Source organism: Sodalis sp. (in: enterobacteria), from assembly GCF_047607725.1.
GTDB lineage: Bacteria > Pseudomonadota > Gammaproteobacteria > Enterobacterales > Enterobacteriaceae > JBLKSS01.
In genome coordinates, this window is record NZ_JBLKSS010000081.1 from 1 (window position 1) to 17,352 (window position 17,352).

Genomic DNA, 17,352 nt, shown 5'->3' on the forward strand with positions numbered 1-17,352 from the left:
CGGCAGTTGCAAACTGAACGGCGTGGAGCCGGAAGCGTATCTGCGCCATGTGCTGGCGATTATCGCGGATCATCCCATCAACAAAATCAAAGAGCTCCTGCCGTGGAACCTCACCATCCCTGCTGAATAACTGTCAATACTGCGCTGGGCGTACGCTTACTAAAAAAACGCTTTCGTCATCTTGCTCACGGCTTTTATCGTAACTGCGGGTGAACTCTTCCAAATCGCGCCGCACCGCGCGGGTCACGTTTTCCACCTCGATGGGGGTAAGATCACCGCTGGCCAGCAGGCGCCGGCGGGCATCCGCCTCAAGCGCGTCGATATCCCGTTCTCCCTGTTCCAGCCGCTGGGTCAGCGAGGTAAGCAATTGATGGTAATGATGCGCGACCTTGTCCATTATTCTCTCCTTGACCGGCGGCGCTGCCGGCATGTTGATATTATCCCCATAATGTTAGTTCAAAACTGTCTGCCCGCGCGGCGCGGCGGCCGTTTGGGCGGTGGATTTGCCGCGCGCGCCGCGAATATTGGCAGAAAAACGGCCCAGCCGGGCGCTGGGTGTTGTTGCCGCTATCGCTTATCAGCTATGCTAGGCGGATCCTAGCATTATGCTTTAATACGCTCCCTGCGCGGGTGTCGCCGTATTTTCACTTAAGGATCACTGGCTGCCATGCAAGAACTTTATCGCCCGGAAGAGATAGAATCCACCGTCCAGCAACACTGGCATGAAAATGATACGTTCAAGGTCACCGAAGACCCTGGCAAGGAAAAATACTACTGTCTATCCATGCTGCCCTATCCCTCCGGCCGCCTGCATATGGGGCATGTGCGCAACTACACCATCGGCGACGTGATAGCCCGCTATCAGCGTATGCTGGGCAAAAATGTCCTGCAGCCTATCGGCTGGGACGCGTTTGGCCTGCCCGCCGAAGGGGCCGCGGTGAAAAACAATACCGCGCCGGCACCGTGGACCTACGCCAATATCGATTATATGAAGAGCCAGCTGAAACTGTTGGGCTTCGGTTACGACTGGCATCGTGAATTCGCCACCTGCCGCCCGGAATATTACCGGTGGGAGCAGTGGTTTTTCACCCGCCTGTATGAAAAGGGCCTGGTGTATAAAAAGACGTCGGCGGTTAACTGGTGCCCGCAGGACCAGACGGTGCTGGCCAACGAGCAGGTGATCGACGGCTGCTGCTGGCGCTGCGATACCAAGGTCGAGCGCAAGGAAATCCCGCAGTGGTTTGTGAAAATCACCGCTTACGCCGACGAGCTGCTCTACGATCTGGATAAGCTGGAGAGCTGGCCTGAGCAGGTGAAAACCATGCAGCGCAACTGGATCGGCCGTTCGGAAGGGGTTGAAATCACCTTCCAGGTCGCCGACAGCGAAGAGACGCTCACGGTCTACACCACCCGCCCGGATACCTTTATGGGCGCCACCTATGTCGCGGTCGCGGCGGGTCACCCGCTTTCCCTGCAGGCGGCGGCGTCCAATCCGGCGCTGGCCGATTTCATCCAGGAATGCCGCACCACCAAAGTGGCGGAAGCGGACATGGCCACGATGGAAAAAAAGGGAATGGATACCGGCCTGCACGCCCTGCATCCGCTGACCGGCGAGACGTTGCCGGTCTGGGTCGCCAATTTCGTGCTGATGGATTACGGCACCGGCGCGGTGATGGCGGTACCGGGTCACGACCAGCGCGATTTTGAGTTTGCCCGCAAATATGACTTGCCCGTCAAGCCGGTCATCCTCAACGCCGACGGCAGCGAGCCGGATATCAGCACTCAGGCGATGACCGAAAAGGGGGTGCTGTTCAATTCCGGCGAATTCGACGGTCTGGATTTCCAGGCCGGCTTCAATGCCATTGCCGATGCGCTGGTGGCGCACGGCGTCGGTGAGCGGAAGGTGAACTATCGCCTGCGCGACTGGGGGGTGTCCCGCCAGCGCTATTGGGGGGCGCCGATCCCGATGATGACCCTCGAAGACGGCACCGTGGTGCCGACGCCGGAAGACCAATTGCCGGTTGTGCTGCCGGAAGACGTGGTGATGAACGGTATTACCAGTCCGCTGAAGGCCGATCCCGAGTGGGCCAAAACCACCTACCGTGGCCAGCCCGCGCTGCGTGAAACCGATACCTTCGATACCTTCATGGAATCCTCCTGGTATTACGCGCGCTATACCTGCCCGGATTATGACCGCGGCATGCTCGATCCCACCGCCGCCAACTATTGGTTGCCGGTGGATCAGTACATTGGCGGCATCGAACACGCCATCATGCACCTGATGTATTTCCGTTTCTATCACAAGCTGCTGCGCGACGCTGGCCTGGTCACCTCCGACGAGCCGGCAAAGCGCCTGCTGTGTCAGGGTATGGTGCTGGCCGACGCCTTTTACTACCTTAGGGACAGCGGCGAACGCATTTGGGTCTCGCCGGTGGAGGTCAGCGTGGAGCGCGATGAGAAAGGCCGCATCGTCAAAGCGACCGATGCCACGGGCCGCGCGCTGGTCTACGCCGGCATGAGCAAGATGTCGAAATCGAAAAACAACGGTATCGACCCGCAGGAAATGGTGGAGAAATACGGCGCCGATACCGTGCGCCTGTTTATGATGTTCGCCTCCCCCGCGGAAATGACGCTTGAATGGCAGGAATCCGGCGTGGAAGGCGCCAATCGGTTTTTGAAACGCGTGTGGAAACTGGCGTATGAGCATACGCCGCTGGGCCCGGTGGGTACGCTGGATATCGCGGCCTTGAACAACGAGCAAAAGACGCTGCGTCGCGAAGTGCATAAAACTATCGCCAAGGTCACCGACGATATCGGCCGCCGCCAGACGTTCAACACCGCCATCGCCGCCATTATGGAACTAATGAACAAGCTGGCGCGCGCGCCGCAGCAGACCGGGCAGGATCGCGCTCTGCTGCAGGAGGCCCTGGTGGCGGTGGCGCGGATGCTTTATCCGTTCACTCCCCATGCCTGCTTCACGCTTTGGCGGGCGCTGGGCGGCGAGGGGGATATCGATAACGCCCCGTGGCCGATCGCCGACGCAGCCGCTATGGTGGAAGATGCCAAGCTGGTAGTCATTCAGATCAACGGCAAGCGGCGCGGCAAAATTACCGTGCCCGCGGACGCGGACGAAGCCTTGGTACGTGAGCGCGCCTCTCAGGAACATCTGGTGGCGAAACATCTGGAAGGGACCACGGTACGCAAGGTTATTTATGTACCGGGTAAACTGCTTAACCTGGTCGTGGGTTAACAGAAGGAGACGTTGTGCGATATCGGGCTTTAGCACTGATACTGGGCTTGGCGGTGATAACCACAGCCGGCTGTGGTTATCACCTGCGCGGCACCACCGCCCAGATGCCGACCGAAATGAAAACCATGACATTGAACAGTTATGATCCTTACGGCCCGCTGACCCGCGCCGTGCGCGCTGAGCTGCGTCTAAACGATGTGACGCTGGTTGACGACGCCAAGGACAAGAACACAACGCTGCCGTCGCTTAGGATTGCCAACTCGTCGGAAAGTCAGGTGACCGCGTCGGTATTCCAGGACGGTAAAACCGCCGAATACCAGATGACGCTGAGCGTACAGGCGCAGGTGTTGATGCCCGGCAAAGATTATTACCCAATCGATGTGAAAGTTTATCGTTCGTTCTTTGATAACCCGCTCACGGCGCTGGCGAAAGATGCCGAAGGGGATATCATCCGTCAAGAATTGCGCCAGCAGGCGGCGCAGCAGCTGGTGCGTAAACTGCTGACGGTGCATGCCGCCGAGGAGGCGGATAATGCGCTGGACGCGAAATTGAAACAGCAGCAACCGCGGCCGACGGCGGCGCAATGATCCGGCTTTATGCCGAGCAGTTGGGCGCGCAGTTGCAAGAGTCACTGCGCCCCTGTTATTTGCTGTTCGGCAACGATCCGCTGCTGCTGCAGGAAAGCCAGGATTGTATTCGCGATCGGGCCCAGGAACAGCAGTTCGACGAACATTTCAGCGTCACGCTGGACGCCGGCACCGACTGGGACGCGCTCTTCAGCCTGTGCCAGGCGCGCAGCCTGTTCGCCAGCCGCCAGACGCTGTTGCTTGTCCTGCCGGACGGCGGCATTCAAGCCGCCATGGGGGAAAAGTTGCTTCAGCTGGCGTCGCTGCTCCATGAGGATCTGCTGCTGATCCTGCGCGGCAGCAAGCTGACCCGCGCCTTGGAGAATGCCACCTGGTTTAAAGCGCTCAGCCCACGGGCGGTGCTGGTGAGCTGCGCCACGCCGGAGCAGGGGCAACTGCCGCGCTGGGTGGCGAGGCGCGCCAAAAGCATGAAGCTGGCGCTGGATGACGCCGCCTGCCAGCTGCTGTGCTATTGCTACGAGGGCAATCTGCTGGCGCTAGCCCAGGCGCTGGAGCGGTTGTCGCTGATTTATCCCGACGGTAGTCTGACGCTGCCGCGGGTCGACGTCGCGGTAAACGACGCCGCGCATTTTACCCCGTTCCACTGGGTCGACGCAGCGCTAGCGGGTAAAAGTAAACGCGCCGCCCACATTCTGCGTCAGCTGCGGCTGGAAGCCACGGAGCCGGTGATCCTGCTGCGCAGTATTCAGCGCGAAGTTCTGCAGTTGCTGACGCTTAAGCGGCAAATGGCCGTCGTGCCGATGCGCAAGCTATTCGACCGCCACAAAGTCTGGCAGAATCGCCGCCCGCTGCTTACGCAGGCGTTAGGGCGGCTTACCCTGCCGCAGTTGCGGGACACGGTAGCGCTGATGACCCGCATTGAATTGGCGCTGAAGCAGGATTATGGCTATCCCGTATGGTCTGATCTGAACGCATTGGCGCTGCTATTGTGCGGCAAAACGCTGCCCGCGGCGATGCTTGATGGCTGACCGCGCTCTGAGGGCCTTTTACGGCGGCACCTTCGACCCTATCCACTACGGACATTTGCGGCCCGTCATCGCGCTGGCGCGCCTTGTCAACCTGCAGCAAGTGATCCTCTTGCCGAACAATGTCCCGCCGCACCGGCCGCAGCCCGTGGCGTCGGCACAGCAGCGGCTGGCGATGGCGCGCCTGGCGATCGCCGAGCTGCCGGACGTGCTGTTCACCCTTGATGATCGTGAACTCCGCCGCCCAACGCCCTCCTGGGCGGTAGATACGTTTGAAGATCTGCGCCGCGAATATGGCCCCGACGCATCGCTGGGCTTCATTATCGGCCAGGACTCGCTGCTCACTCTGCCGCAATGGCACCGCGGCCTGGCACTGCCGGACCTCTGTAATTTGCTGGTGTGCGCCCGTCCCGGCTATGGCGACGGACTGGACGACGAGAGCGACAACCGCTGGCTCACCCGCCGGCTAACCCGGGATCCGCAGGCGCTGCATCGGCAGCCGGCGGGGCTTATCTATTGCGCGGACACGCCGCAACTTGCCATTTCCGCCAGCGACATCCGGGCGCGTTACCGGGAAGGCCGCGCCTGCGATGGCCTGCTCTCCCCCTCGGTGCAAGGTTATATTGACGAACAGGGTTTATACCGTTAGTGCGCGCGCTATGCTATGCGCCTTATCTTCGCTGGCCAGGCCGGCTCTGTTAATCCAAGTTAATTCCGCGGTCAACCGGCGCCGGGCAGCTATCCCATAGACTATTGCGCCACCCGATTCCTGCGTGGCGCGCGCGAAGCATACCGGAGGGGGAACCTTTGCTAGATACCATGCTCAAAGATTTTGTTGTTGACAAGATAGACGATTTGAAAGGCCAAGACATTATTACCCTCGACGTGCGCGGCAAGTTGAGCATTACGATTGCATAGTAATCTGCACAGGGACATCCAGCCGCCACGTCATGTCCATCGCCGACCATGTGGTACAGGCGTCGCGCGCCGCCGGCCTGATGCCGCTGGGCGTGGAGGGGGAAAACGCCGCCGACTGGATCGTCGTCGATCTGGGCGATGTGATTGTGCATGTGATGCAGGAAGAGAGTCGCCGCCTGTACGAGCTGGAAAAACTCTGGAGCTGAAGTTTGAAACTGCAGCTTATCGCCGTCGGGACCAAAATGCCGGATTGGGTGCAGACCTGGTTTACCGACTATCTCAAGCATTTTCCCAAAGAGCTGCCCTTTGAGCTGACGGAAATTGTGGCCGGTAAGCGCGGCAAGAATGCGGATATCGCGCGCATTCTGGAAAAGGAAGGGGAACTGATGCTGGCCGCGGTAGCGAAAGGAAATCGCATCGTCACGCTGGATATCCCCGGCGCGCGCTGGGAGACGCCGCAGCTGGCGCAGCAGCTTGAACGCTGGAAGCATGACGGGCGCGATGTCAGTCTCCTTGTCGGCGGGCCCGAGGGGCTGGCCACCGCCTGCAAGGCAGCAGCCGAGCAAAGCTGGTCGCTGTCCCCGTTAACTTTGCCGCATCCGCTGGCGCGGATGCTGGTCGCGGAGAGCCTGTATCGTGCGTGGAGCATTACTACCAATCACCCTTATCACCGCGAGTGAAGCGATGAAGATGGTTAACGTGAAATAATTCCGCTGAATGAAAATAGAACGTAACCCCTTCCGCGACTATTCAGCCGAGTCGGCGCTGTTCGTGCGCCGCGCCCTGGTGGCGTTCGCCGGCATTTTGCTGCTGACCTGCATACTTATCGTCAATCTGTACCATTTGCAAATTGTCCGCTTCGAGGATTACCGCACCCGCTCCAACGAAAATCGCATCAAACTGGTTCCCATCGCGCCCAGCCGCGGCATAATCTACGACCGCAACGGCACCCCGCTGGCGCTGAATCGCACCATTTACCAGTTGGAGCTGGTGCCGGAAAAGGTGGACGATTTAGCGCAAACTATCGCCGCCCTGCGCCCGATAGTCGATTTAACCGATGACGATACTGCCAATTTTGAAAAAGAGCGTAAACGCTCCCGCCGCTTTACCTCGCTACCGCTTAAAGTGGGTTTGACCGACGTGCAGCAGGCCCGTTTCGCCGTTAACCAGTACCGTTTTCCCGGCGTCGAAGTCAAGGGCTACCAGCGCCGCTACTATCCCTACGGCTCCGCGCTTACCCACGTTATCGGCTATGTGTCGAAAATCAACGACCGCGACGTGGAACGTCTGGATAAAGAGGGCATCCTGCCGAACTATGCCACCACACACGATATCGGTAAGCTAGGTATTGAACGCTACTATGAAAGCACGCTGCACGGTAAAACCGGTTACGAAGAGGTCGAGGTCAATAACCGCGGCCGGGTGATTCGCCAGTTGCACGAGCAGCCGCCGCAGGCGGGTAAGGATATTACCCTGACGCTGGATCTCAGCCTGCAGCAATATATTGAGAAGCTGCTGGCCGGCAGCCGCGCCGCGGTGGTGGTGGTCGATCCCCGCGACGGCGGCATCCGCGCGCTGGTGTCCAACCCCAGCTACGATCCTAACCTGTTTGTCGACGGTATTTCCAGCAAGGATTACCACGTGCTGCTGGAAGACGAAAACCGCCCGCTTATCAATCGCGCCACCCAGGGGGTGTACCCGCCAGCCTCCACCGTGAAACCCTATATCTCGGTCTCTGCGCTCACCCTTGGCGTCATCAATAAAAACTTCTCGCTGTTTGATCCGGGCTGGTGGCAATTGCCCGGTTCGGAAAAACGCTACCGCGACTGGAAGCGCTGGGGACACGGCCGGTTGAACGTCACCCGGGCGCTGGAGGAGTCGGCGGATACCTTCTTCTATCAGGTGGCCTATGAAATGGGCATCGACAGGCTTTCCGAATGGATGACCAAGTTTGGTTACGGCCAGTATACCGGCATCGATCTGTCCGAGGAGCGCGCCGGCGTGATGCCGACCCGCGATTGGAAAGTCGCGCGGTTCAAAAAACCCTGGTACCAGGGGGACACCATCCCCGTTGGCATCGGCCAAGGCTACTGGACCGCCACGCCGGTGCAAATGTCAAAAGCGTTAATGACGTTGATTAACGACGGCGCGGTCCGCACGCCGCATCTGCTCTACGGTACGCGGGAAAACGGCCGCCAGGTCCCCTATCGTCAACCGGAACATGGGCAAATCGGCGACCCTCATTCCGGTTACTGGGAGATCGCCAAAGACGGTATGTATGGCGTCGCCAACCGGCCGAACGGCACGGCGCGCAAGAGTTTCGCCGACGCGCCTTACAAGGCGGCGGCCAAATCCGGTACCGCCCAGGTGTATGGCCTGAAGGCCAACGAAACCTACAATGCTCACAAAATCGCCGAACGTCTGCGCGATCATAAGCTGATGACCGCCTTTGCCCCCTATGACAAGCCTACGGGGGGCGTGGTGGTGATTCTGGAAAACGGCGGCGTCGGCCCGGCGGTGGGCACCATTACCCGCCAGATTTTGGATCATATCCTCCTGGGCGATAACACCACGGACTTACCGGCGGAGCCGCCCGCCCCGCCCGGCAGCGAGAGTGATTAACCAATCATGACTGATAATCCGCAACAAACCTCCCTGTGGAACAAGCTGCACATTGACGTGATGCTGCTGTTTTTTGTCACCCTGCTGCTGGTCTACAGCGCCCTGGTGGTGTGGAGCGCCAGCGGCCAGGATGTCGGCATGATGGAACGTAAGGTTGCCCAGATTGTTATGGGCCTGCTGGTGATGCTGGTGATGGCGCAGGTGCCACCCCGCGTCTATGAGGCCTGGGCGCCCTATCTGTATATTTTCTGCGTGTTTCTGCTGGTGCTGGTGGATGCCTTTGGGCAAATCAGTAAAGGCGCGCAGCGCTGGCTGGACCTGGGTTTTATCCGCTTCCAGCCGTCGGAAATCGCTAAAATCGCCGTACCGCTGATGGTGGCGCGCTTTATCAATCGCGACAGCTGCCCGCCGTCGCTGAAAAATACCGCTATCGCGCTGGTGCTGATTTTCGTGCCTACATTGCTGGTGGCGGCGCAGCCCGATCTGGGCACCGCTATCCTTATCGCCGCCTCCGGCCTGTTCGTGCTGTTTTTGTCCGGGATGAGCTGGAAACTGATCGCCGTGGCGGCGCTGCTGGTGGCGGCGTTTATTCCCGTACTATGGTTCTTTTTGATGCATGACTACCAGCGGGACCGGGTCATGATGCTGCTGGATCCTGAAACCGACCCCCTCGGCGCCGGCTACCATATCATCCAGTCAAAAATCGCCATCGGCTCCGGTGGCCTGTCCGGCAAAGGCTGGCTGCACGGCACCCAGTCGCAGTTAGAGTTCTTACCCGAGCGCCACACCGACTTTATTTTTGCAGTGCTGGGGGAGGAGCTGGGGCTTATCGGCGTCCTGGTGCTGCTTACCCTCTACCTGGGGGTCATCATGCGCGGTCTGGTCATCGCGGCGCGGGCGCAGAACACTTTCGGACGGGTCATGGCCGGCGGTTTAATGCTGATTTTGTTCGTTTATGTGTTCGTGAATATCGGTATGGTTAGTGGTATCTTACCGGTGGTTGGTGTGCCGCTGCCGCTGGTAAGCTACGGCGGCTCGGCGCTGATTGTGCTAATGGCGGGGTTTGGTATCGTCATGTCGATACATACTCATCGAAAAATGTTGTCTAAAAGTTTATAGAGGTGAGCAATGCGAAAGCTTTGGTGCGTTATCGGCATGATGGCATTGGCGCTCAGCGCCTGTACCACCCAGCAGGAGACGCAGCCCTCGGCGCCGGCCCAGCCGGCGTACACCGGGCCTGTTGTGGAAATCAGTGGCGCCGAACCGCGTTATGAGCCTATAATCCGGGCAACATGCAGGATTACGAGGTAAACGGCAAGCGCTATAGCATCGTTAAAAACCCGCAAAACTTTAGACAAACGGGCCTCGCCACCTGGTACGACAGCGAAAGCGGCGGCAATTCCCGCACCGCCAGCGGCGAGCCATTCGACGCCTACGCGCTGGCCGCCGCCCACCCGACGCTACCGCTGCCCAGCTACGTGCGGGTGACCAACCTGAGCAACGGCCGTCAACTGGTGGTGCGTGTTAACGACCGCGGCCCTTATACGCCGGGACGCATCATCGATCTGACCCGCGCCGCCGCACAGTCCGCCACCCAACAAGGGACGGCACCGCTCGCTGCCACCGGTCAGCGCAGCGGGTTCCTCGGCGCGCCGTCGGCATTACCGGCGGGAATCGTGGAAACCCAAAGCGCCGAAACCGCAACCAGCACCGTGCCCCCCGCCGCGGTTGGCGCATTGCCCGCCGCAGCTGGCCGCTTCATGGTGCAGGTAGGCGACATCGGCGATGCCCAACGCGCCGCCAACTGGCAGAAAAGCCTTAGTAATCGCTTCAGCGGGCCGGGTAGAGTGTCGGCCAACGGCAATTTGTTCCGCGTGCAGTTAGGCCCGTTCCAGAGCCGTCAGCAGGCGCAGTCGCTGGTGCAGCGATTGCAAAGCGAAGCCCAGCAACCGGCTTTCGACAATGTCACGACCGACGCCGCTGGCCGGCGCCGTCTGACTGTTCCCGGCAAGCGACGTCTGAACGTTCCTCGGCCTGCGCAATTTGACCGGCGCTGCCGGCCGTTTGTCAATAAGTCGATGCACAGTGTAAACCCCTGAAACAAAATTATTTGCCTCAGCCGCACGCGGTGCCGTTTTGCCTGATGCCGCCATTTTGGACATCTGGTATAGTGTAGCACGATTTTAACTTACCCCCACGGATGCCGTTGTCCTGACATGAAGAATGTAACTACACCCCGCTTATTCAGTCGGTTAGCCTTGAGTACCGTTTTGGTTATGGGCGTTGTTTCCGCAAGCTTTGCCGACGATGTCAATCTGAAGACCATTATTCCGAGCGTACCGCAAATCGACGCCGAATCCTACATCCTCATCGACTACAATTCCGGTAAAGTGCTGGCGGAAATGAATGCCGACGCGCGCCGCGACCCCGCCAGCCTGACCAAAATGATGACCAGTTATGTCATCGGCCAAGCCATCAAAGCCGGCAAAATCACCCCGAATGATGTGGTTACGGTTAACAAAGACGCCTGGGCCACCGGCAATCCCGTGTTCAAAGGCTCCTCGCTGATGTTCCTGAAACCGGGCGATCGGGTACCGGTGTCGCAGCTCAACCGCGGTATCATTCTCCAGTCGGGCAATGACGCCTGCGTGGCGATGGCGGATTACGTCGCCGGCAGCCAGGATGCGTTCGTGGGGCTGATGAATAATTATGTCAGCGCGCTGGGGCTGCAAAATACCCATTTTGAAACCGTACACGGTCTGGATGTGCCCGGACAATTCAGCTCCGCCCGGGACATGGCCATGATCGGTAAAGCGCTGATTCGCGACGTACCGGACGAATACGCCACCTATAAAGAAAAAGAATTCACCTTCAACAACATTCGCCAGATGAACCGCAACGGCCTGCTGTGGGACAGCAATCTGAACGTTGACGGCATCAAAACCGGCCATACCGAATCCGCGGGCTACAATTTGGTCGCCTCGGCGACCGAAGGCCAGATGCGCCTGATTTCCGCGGTACTTGGCGGACATTCCATGAAAGGCCGTGAAAACGAAAGCCGCAAGCTGCTGACCTGGGGGTTCCGCTTTTTTGAAACCGTGGCGTCGCTGAAGGCCGGCAAAGAGTTCGCCGCCGAGCCGGTGTGGTTTGGCGATACCGACAGCGTAAAGCTGGGCGTGGACAACGATGCGTATCTGACCATCCCGCGCGGCCGGATGAAGGATCTCAAAGCCAGCTATGTGCTGGATAATCAAGAATTACATGCGCCGCTGGCGAAAAATCAGCGCGTCGGTACCATCAATTTCCAGCTGGACGATAAAACCATAGAACAACGCCCGTTGGAGGTGCTCAATGAAGTGAAAGAAGGCAATTTCTTCAGCTGCATGGTCGATTATGTCAAGCTGATGTTCCACCATTGGTTCGGTTAATCCGTTCATCCCTTGTCAGGGGCGGATCCGCGCCCCTATAATAACCCTATTCTATCTGCCCCCGCTGTGGCGGGAGCGCCGGCGTTTGCAGCCGCCGCGGCATATCCATGCCGGTCACCGGGAGTCCTTATGAAAACCAAACTGAATGAATTGCTCGAATTCCCCTGCCCGTTTACCTATAAAGTCATGGGTAGCGCCCAGCCGGAATTGGTGGATCAGGTGGTGGAAGTGGTACAGCGCCACGCGACGGGCGATTATTCGCCGCAGGTTAAACCCAGCAGCAAAGGCAATTACCACTCCGTTTCCATTACCATTACCGCCACCCATATCGAACAGGTAGAAACACTGTATGAAGAGCTGGGTAAAATAGACATCGTACGTATGGTGCTGTAAGCCGGGAGATCATCGTGTCAGAGAGCCTGGTTATTCGCCAGCTGGGTCTGCAGCCTTATGAGCGGGTGTCGCGGGTGATGCACCGTTTCACCGATGAGCGCAACGCCGCCAGCACCGATGAGATCTGGCTGGTGCAGCATCCGCAGGTCTTTACCCAAGGCCAGGCCGGTAAGGCTGAGCATCTGCTGCAGCCGGGCGCTATCCCGGTCATCCAAAGCGATCGCGGGGGTCAGGTGACCTTCCACGGTCCTGGGCAACAGGTGATGTATGTCCTGCTGGACCTGCGCCGCCGCCGGCTTGGGATGCGCGACCTGGTTACCCTGCTGGAGCGGACGGTCATCGCCACCCTCGCGCGCTTCGCTATTTCCGCCCACGCCCGCGCCGACGCGCCAGGGGTCTACGTCGGCGCCGATAAGATCTGTTCGCTCGGTTTACGTATCCGCAAAGGCTGCTCCTTCCACGGACTTGCATTGAACGTGGCAATGGATCTCTCGCCTTTTCTGCGTATCAACCCCTGCGGCTATGCTGGCCTGCGCATGACGCAGGTGAGCGATCTGTCCCCCGGCACCGGCATTGACGATGTGGCGCCGGTGCTCCTCGCGCAATGTCAGCGGCTGTTGGACGCCACGGCCGGCGAAATACAGGGCTGGGATCCGGCGCGCTACGGCGCCTGAACCGCGGCGGGAGGCACTGCGCGAGCGCATTGGCTCCTCAGGGCACGTTTTGCATTCACCTGCTGTGAACAACATGTTATAATTTTTAGAATTTTTTTGATACTCGTTTAATATTCACGTAACAGGCTGATTTACCTACTCTTCAGGCTGTCGACTTCGGGACTGGACCTGCACCATTATGAGTAAACCGATACAGATGGAACGCGGCGTTAAATACCGTGACGCTGACAAAATGGCGTTAATTCCCATCAAAGCCGTCGCGGTGGAACGTCAGGAAATCTTGCACAAGCCCTCCTGGATGAAAATTAAACTGCCCGCCGACTCGAGTCGTATTCAGGGCATCAAGGCCGCGATGCGTAAAAACGGCCTGCACTCGGTGTGCGAGGAAGCGTCCTGCCCGAACCTGGCGGAATGTTTTAATCACGGCACCGCGACCTTTATGATCCTGGGGGCTATCTGCACCCGGCGTTGCCCGTTCTGTGATGTCGCGCACGGCCGCCCCATCACCCTGGATGCCAACGAGCCGGAAAAACTGGCGCAAACCATCGCCGATATGGGGCTGCGCTACGTGGTAGTGACTTCCGTCGATCGTGACGATTTGCGCGACGGCGGCGCTCAGCATTTTGCCGATTGTATTAGCGCAATCCGCGCCAAAAATCCCACCATCCGCATCGAGACGCTGGTGCCCGACTTCCGCGGTCGTATGGATCGCGCGCTGGATATCATCAATGCCGCGCCGCCCGATGTTTTTAACCACAATCTGGAAAACGTACCGCGCCTGTATCGCCAGGTGCGCCCCGGCGCAGACTATCACTGGTCGCTCAAGCTGCTGGAAAATTTCAAGGCCGCTAACCCGCATCTGCCGACCAAATCTGGCCTGATGGTCGGACTGGGCGAAACCAACGCTGAAATCATTGAGGTGATGCGCGATCTACGCCGTCATGGCGTCACGATGCTTACGCTTGGCCAATATTTGCAGCCCAGCCGCCATCATTTGCCGGTTAAACGCTATGTGAGCCCGCAGGAATTTGACGAGGTGAAACAAGAAGCGCTGGCGATGGGCTTTACCCATGCCGCCTGCGGGCCCTTCGTGCGCTCGTCCTACCACGCGGATTTGCAGGCCAAAGGTATCGAAGTCAAATAAAGCGCCGGCGCGCGGACAAAAACAAGGGCGGGCGCCACAGACGACCACCCTTGTTTGCCGCAAAGAATAAGTCTTTGCGTTCTGCGATACGCGCCGCGTCATCAGTCTGCTGCGCCGGCGCCGAATCATCGTTCATGGCCTTTTTGAAGCCTTTAATGGCCGCACCCAGGTCGCCGCCCAGCGAGCGCAGCTTTTTAGTGCCGAACAACAACACGATCAGGGCGCCGACGACTAATAATTTGGTAATGCTTAAACCTTCCATAACCACCTTCCGGGTTTACGCTGGCTGATAACTACAGCAGTGAATGAATATTACCTGCTTTTTACCGCTAATGCGGCTGCAATACAAGCGATATGCGTAACAGATTGCCACCCGTTACGCCTGTTACCTCCCCCCGTCAACCGCTTTTCCTCGCCGCGAATTCTGATATACTTACAGCCAGGAGATGACATTCCTCCTTATAACCGCCGTTCTGGCTGATGATGTCTACGTTCGCCCGCAGGTATTGGGGAACGTGGCGTCACGTTTTCCTTTCCCGGGTTTTATCCACTCTCATTGTGAAAGGTTGCTATGTTTGCCTTATTTTCGGCCGTCTTCATCGGCGGCGGTATCGGCAGTGTTCTGCGCTGGTATGTTAGCGTCAAATTGACCCACTCGGGTTTGCCCTTCCCCACCGGCACGCTGCTCGTCAACCTCGTCGGCGCGTTCATCATTGGTCTGGCGCTTGCGCTCTTCCCCTGGATGCAGCAGTTGGATCCCGCCTGGAAGTTACTGCTGACCACCGGTTTCTGCGGGGGCTTGACCACCTTTTCCACGTTTTCCGCCGAAGCGGTGGCGCTGATGGCCGGCGGGCAGATCTTTTGGGCCGCGGGAAATATCCTGCTCAACCTGCTCGGTTCGCTGCTGATGATGGCGGTGGCGATCGGCATGGTGAACTGGCTGGCGCCGCCGCGGCCGATTTAGCCCGGCGGCAGGCCGCCGGGCATCGCCGGCCACGTCCCTATGCCGCGATCCCCTACGCTACGCTGAAGGCAAGGCGAAAAAAACCCGCACCAGGGCGGGTTTTTCAGGAAACTGGCTAATTAAATAGCAGTAACGTCAGCAGCCGAAGGGCCTTTAGCGCCATTAGTGATTTCAAACTCTACGCGCTGACCTTCAAGCCAGGGTTTTGAAACCGTTGCTCTGGATGGCGGAGAAGTGTACGAACACGTCTTTGCTGCCATCTTCAGGCGTAATGAAACCGAATCCTTTGGACTCATTAAACCACTTAACGTTACCTTTAATCTTAGACATCAAACTTACCTTTAAATAAATGATAGACACAAACTCTGTATCGTCGAGTAGTACAGCAATTGGCAAGCTTTTTGTCCAGCATTAGATCAGTAATCCGTGATAAATATTGCTAAAAAAAACATTTTAACCCACGGATCACGCTGACATGGTGGGGCATGTGCTGACGCCGAGATCGTTTCCCCTGGCGAGAATAGCCAAAGCGGCGCGCGCCTGCCATTTGCGCGTTATTTCGAGTTCGCCAGTTGGCCAGTGAAAAGGCCTGCGGGGCGATCGAAAAAACCGCAATGGGCGGTGCTCAATCGCAGCAACGGCGGCAGCTGAAAAGCGGCGGCGGTTGGGGGATAAAAAAGGCGCCGTGGCGCCTTCATCACATCGAACATCGGTCACGGACGGTGGGTACCTCTTATCCCGTCAGCACCGATATTCGATCACTGCATTTTGTAGACCAGTGAGACCGATGTTTTGTAAGCGCCCCGTGGAGGACGTCTTGAATTATTGGTGGGTTTGTTGTATGGCCCGGTAAGAATATGTTCCACTACGATGCCTAGTGAACCAGCATCCTATAAGGGACGGCTGTCAGATCATGGATAATCCGGCGATGATAGTGTCCACTTAAATTTTAATGGACACTATCACAAACTTCAGAACCACTAATTTCATATCACTCAAACCGGTATGGAAATAAAAATTATTAAAATCAATATAATGTGAAAATGCAATGAGCAGAAGCGTGTAACGTAGGTTTACTGTCTCATACAACAAACCCACCAATAATTCAAGACGTCCTCCACGGGGCGCTTACGCGTCGTTCACCACCGGTATCACCGAGCCGCTGGAGTTCTGTTTTATTTTTGTCTCGCCGGTGCTGTTCCTTTTCCACGCGGTGCTCAGCGGCGTCGCGTTTATGCTGATGGATATGCTGCATGTGATGATTGGCAACGTGCAGGGTGGCGCCATCGATCTGGTCATTTTCGGGATGCTCGGCGGCGCCAAGACCCAGTGGTGGTATCCGGTGCTTTTGGGAACGATCTACTGTCCGCTGTACTATGGTGTGTTCAGCGCGGTTATCCGCCGGATGAATGTGGAAACCCCGGGTCGGGAATCGGACGATCAGACGCCGCCGGAGCAGGAAAAGCAAAGCGCCGACGAGCGGTCGCAAACCATTATTAACGGGCTGGGAGGACGGCAGAATATCGCCGGCGTCGACTGTTGTTTTACCCGGCTGCGCGTGCGGGTGCGCGATATGCAACAGGTGGTGGATCGCACCTTGATGCTTACCGGGGCCAGCGGCGTCAAACGTGTTAGCTGCAACGATGTGCAGGTTATCTATGGGCCGCAGGTGGAGAAAATCGCCCTCGACGTTAAACGGTTTCTGGGCGTAAGCAGCTGATGTCGTGGGCGCGGATGTTCGTGGTTAGCCGCGCGCGCTTGCGCGGGTTTACGCGGGCGTGGCAACGCGGGTGCGACATTGGCCCCTTACTCAGACGAGCGCTGCTCTCTGCCCTTACACGGCGGGCGCGGTTTTTCAAGCGGCTGCAGCCGATGACAGCCGCTGATTTGCCCGTGAATCTCGACGCTAGCCGCGCTTTGCGTACTGTTGCGTCACGGGGTTTTCAGAGGACTCTCGCCTGCGCGGAGATGGTATACTGTTCGCTACGCCCGGCTACCGATCAAATAGATGGATATCAAACAACTGATTTACTTGTGCAACCTGGAGCGGGAGCGCCATTTCGAATGCGCCGCCGACGCCAGCTTTGTCAGCCAGCCGACCCTTTCAATGCGGCTGAAAAACCTCGAACGTGAGCTGGGGGTGGCGCTTATCCACCGCGTATAGAGAAGTAATTTATTTGATACTTACGGGAATTTGCGGGATCTGGCGGGAATTCGTGGGATTTCTTAGGCTTAGGGATGATTTATGTATTTGATACCGATGAACAAAAAAAGAACAAAATAGAGCCTATAGGCAAAACATTTGATACTTAACGTAACGGCCTTAAAACCGCGTTTAAAAGAGTTT

General features: G+C 58.0%; 15 protein-coding genes, 5 pseudogenes and 1 riboswitch. Of the genes and pseudogenes, 17 read left to right on the forward strand and 3 right to left on the reverse strand.

Going from position 1 to position 17,352, the window contains the following annotated elements; translation table 11 throughout:
- Positions 1 to 130 (forward strand): transposase domain-containing protein (locus ACMX3H_RS08070; protein ID WP_415210452.1); only part of this gene is annotated, 130 nt, incomplete at its 5' end.
- Positions 131 to 133: 3 nt separating this feature from the next.
- On the opposite strand, the gene ACMX3H_RS08075 is transcribed toward ACMX3H_RS08070, so the two are convergent.
- On the reverse strand, positions 134 to 397 hold the full coding sequence (locus tag ACMX3H_RS08075; RefSeq protein ID WP_415210438.1) for a zinc ribbon-containing protein: 264 nt from the start codon (positions 395 to 397) through the stop codon (positions 134 to 136).
- A gap of 270 nt (positions 398 to 667) precedes the next feature.
- On the opposite strand from ACMX3H_RS08075, the gene leuS reads away from it, so the two are divergent.
- From leuS to lipA, 13 genes and pseudogenes are all read left to right on the forward strand, one after another.
- Positions 668 to 3,250 (forward strand): leucine--tRNA ligase, encoded by a 2,583-nt coding sequence (gene leuS, locus ACMX3H_RS08080; protein WP_415210439.1) that lies wholly within the window; start codon positions 668 to 670, stop codon positions 3,248 to 3,250.
- Between the two features lie 14 nt (positions 3,251 to 3,264).
- The gene (gene lptE, locus ACMX3H_RS08085; protein ID WP_415210440.1) at positions 3,265 to 3,837 is read left to right on the forward strand and encodes an LPS assembly lipoprotein LptE; all 573 of its coding nucleotides are present in this window, start codon (positions 3,265 to 3,267) and stop codon (positions 3,835 to 3,837) included.
- Positions 3,834 to 4,865, forward strand: coding sequence for a DNA polymerase III subunit delta (gene holA, locus ACMX3H_RS08090; RefSeq protein WP_415210441.1), 1,032 nt, complete (start codon positions 3,834 to 3,836; stop codon positions 4,863 to 4,865). The genes lptE and holA overlap by 4 nt, the downstream gene beginning before the upstream one ends.
- The gene (nadD, locus tag ACMX3H_RS08095; protein WP_415210442.1) at positions 4,858 to 5,511 is read left to right on the forward strand and encodes a nicotinate-nucleotide adenylyltransferase; all 654 of its coding nucleotides are present in this window, start codon (positions 4,858 to 4,860) and stop codon (positions 5,509 to 5,511) included. Before holA ends, nadD begins: the two co-directional genes overlap by 8 nt.
- A 170-nt stretch (positions 5,512 to 5,681) precedes the next feature.
- A pseudogene (rsfS, locus tag ACMX3H_RS08100) lies at positions 5,682 to 5,986 on the forward strand (ribosome silencing factor).
- A 3-nt stretch (positions 5,987 to 5,989) separates the two neighbouring features.
- Positions 5,990 to 6,460 carry a 23S rRNA (pseudouridine(1915)-N(3))-methyltransferase RlmH gene (gene rlmH / locus ACMX3H_RS08105; protein WP_415210443.1) on the forward strand — a complete coding sequence of 157 codons (471 nt, stop codon included), beginning with the start codon at positions 5,990 to 5,992 and terminating at the stop codon, positions 6,458 to 6,460.
- Positions 6,461 to 6,497: 37 nt separating this feature from the next.
- Positions 6,498 to 8,402: a peptidoglycan DD-transpeptidase MrdA gene (gene mrdA, locus ACMX3H_RS08110; RefSeq protein ID WP_415210444.1), complete on the forward strand. Its 1,905-nt coding sequence runs from the start codon at positions 6,498 to 6,500 to the stop codon at positions 8,400 to 8,402.
- Between the two features lie 6 nt (positions 8,403 to 8,408).
- On the forward strand, positions 8,409 to 9,521 hold the full coding sequence (mrdB, locus tag ACMX3H_RS08115) for a peptidoglycan glycosyltransferase MrdB (protein ID WP_415210445.1): 1,113 nt from the start codon (positions 8,409 to 8,411) through the stop codon (positions 9,519 to 9,521).
- 9 nt (positions 9,522 to 9,530) lie between these two features.
- Positions 9,531 to 10,378 (forward strand): annotated as a pseudogene (gene rlpA / locus ACMX3H_RS08120) (endolytic peptidoglycan transglycosylase RlpA); the annotation flags it as partial.
- 240 nt (positions 10,379 to 10,618) lie between these two features.
- Positions 10,619 to 11,830 (forward strand): D-alanyl-D-alanine carboxypeptidase DacA, encoded by a 1,212-nt coding sequence (dacA, locus tag ACMX3H_RS08125; RefSeq protein WP_415210446.1) that lies wholly within the window; start codon positions 10,619 to 10,621, stop codon positions 11,828 to 11,830.
- A 129-nt stretch (positions 11,831 to 11,959) separates the two neighbouring features.
- On the forward strand, positions 11,960 to 12,223 hold the full coding sequence (gene ybeD / locus ACMX3H_RS08130; protein ID WP_415210447.1) for a DUF493 family protein YbeD: 264 nt from the start codon (positions 11,960 to 11,962) through the stop codon (positions 12,221 to 12,223).
- A gap of 14 nt (positions 12,224 to 12,237) precedes the next feature.
- On the forward strand, positions 12,238 to 12,897 hold the full coding sequence (lipB, locus tag ACMX3H_RS08135; RefSeq protein ID WP_415210448.1) for a lipoyl(octanoyl) transferase LipB: 660 nt from the start codon (positions 12,238 to 12,240) through the stop codon (positions 12,895 to 12,897).
- 178 nt (positions 12,898 to 13,075) lie between these two features.
- Positions 13,076 to 14,041, forward strand: coding sequence for a lipoyl synthase (gene lipA / locus ACMX3H_RS08140; protein WP_415210449.1), 966 nt, complete (start codon positions 13,076 to 13,078; stop codon positions 14,039 to 14,041).
- On the opposite strand, the gene tatE is transcribed toward lipA, so the two are convergent.
- Positions 14,034 to 14,303, reverse strand: coding sequence for a twin-arginine translocase subunit TatE (gene tatE / locus ACMX3H_RS08145; protein ID WP_415210450.1), 270 nt, complete (start codon positions 14,301 to 14,303; stop codon positions 14,034 to 14,036). The genes lipA and tatE overlap by 8 nt on opposite strands.
- 171 nt (positions 14,304 to 14,474) lie before the next feature.
- A riboswitch (Fluoride riboswitch) is annotated at positions 14,475 to 14,538 on the forward strand.
- 74 nt (positions 14,539 to 14,612) lie between these two features.
- Here tatE and crcB point away from each other — a divergent pair.
- Entirely contained in the window at positions 14,613 to 15,005 is a 393-nt protein-coding gene (gene crcB, locus ACMX3H_RS08150; RefSeq protein WP_415210451.1) for a fluoride efflux transporter CrcB, read from the forward strand.
- Positions 15,006 to 15,124: 119 nt separating this feature from the next.
- On the opposite strand, the pseudogene cspE reads toward crcB, so the two are convergent.
- Positions 15,125 to 15,335: pseudogene (cspE, locus tag ACMX3H_RS08155) on the reverse strand (transcription antiterminator/RNA stability regulator CspE).
- Positions 15,336 to 16,128: 793 nt separating this feature from the next.
- On the opposite strand from cspE, the pseudogene ACMX3H_RS08160 reads away from it, so the two are divergent.
- Together ACMX3H_RS08160 and ACMX3H_RS08165 are read left to right on the forward strand one after the other, a co-directional pair.
- Positions 16,129 to 16,725, forward strand: a pseudogene (locus ACMX3H_RS08160) (glucose PTS transporter subunit EIIB); the annotation flags it as partial.
- Between the two features lie 288 nt (positions 16,726 to 17,013).
- Positions 17,014 to 17,163: pseudogene (locus ACMX3H_RS08165) on the forward strand (LysR family transcriptional regulator); the annotation flags it as partial.
- Positions 17,164 to 17,352: the final 189 nt, after the last annotated feature.

Coding starts and splice junctions, on each gene's coding strand:
- ACMX3H_RS08075 (WP_415210438.1), bottom strand. CDS start 397: ATGGACAAGGTCGCGCATCATTACCATCAATTGCTTACCTCGCTGACC.
- leuS (WP_415210439.1), top strand. CDS start 668: ATGCAAGAACTTTATCGCCCGGAAGAGATAGAATCCACCGTCCAGCAA.
- holA (WP_415210441.1), top strand. CDS start 3,834: ATGATCCGGCTTTATGCCGAGCAGTTGGGCGCGCAGTTGCAAGAGTCA.
- nadD (WP_415210442.1), top strand. CDS start 4,858: ATGGCTGACCGCGCTCTGAGGGCCTTTTACGGCGGCACCTTCGACCCT.
- mrdA (WP_415210444.1), top strand. CDS start 6,498: ATGAAAATAGAACGTAACCCCTTCCGCGACTATTCAGCCGAGTCGGCG.
- mrdB (WP_415210445.1), top strand. CDS start 8,409: ATGACTGATAATCCGCAACAAACCTCCCTGTGGAACAAGCTGCACATT.
- dacA (WP_415210446.1), top strand. CDS start 10,619: ATGAAGAATGTAACTACACCCCGCTTATTCAGTCGGTTAGCCTTGAGT.
- ybeD (WP_415210447.1), top strand. CDS start 11,960: ATGAAAACCAAACTGAATGAATTGCTCGAATTCCCCTGCCCGTTTACC.
- lipA (WP_415210449.1), top strand. CDS start 13,076: ATGAGTAAACCGATACAGATGGAACGCGGCGTTAAATACCGTGACGCT.
- tatE (WP_415210450.1), bottom strand. CDS start 14,303: ATGGAAGGTTTAAGCATTACCAAATTATTAGTCGTCGGCGCCCTGATC.
- crcB (WP_415210451.1), top strand. CDS start 14,613: ATGTTTGCCTTATTTTCGGCCGTCTTCATCGGCGGCGGTATCGGCAGT.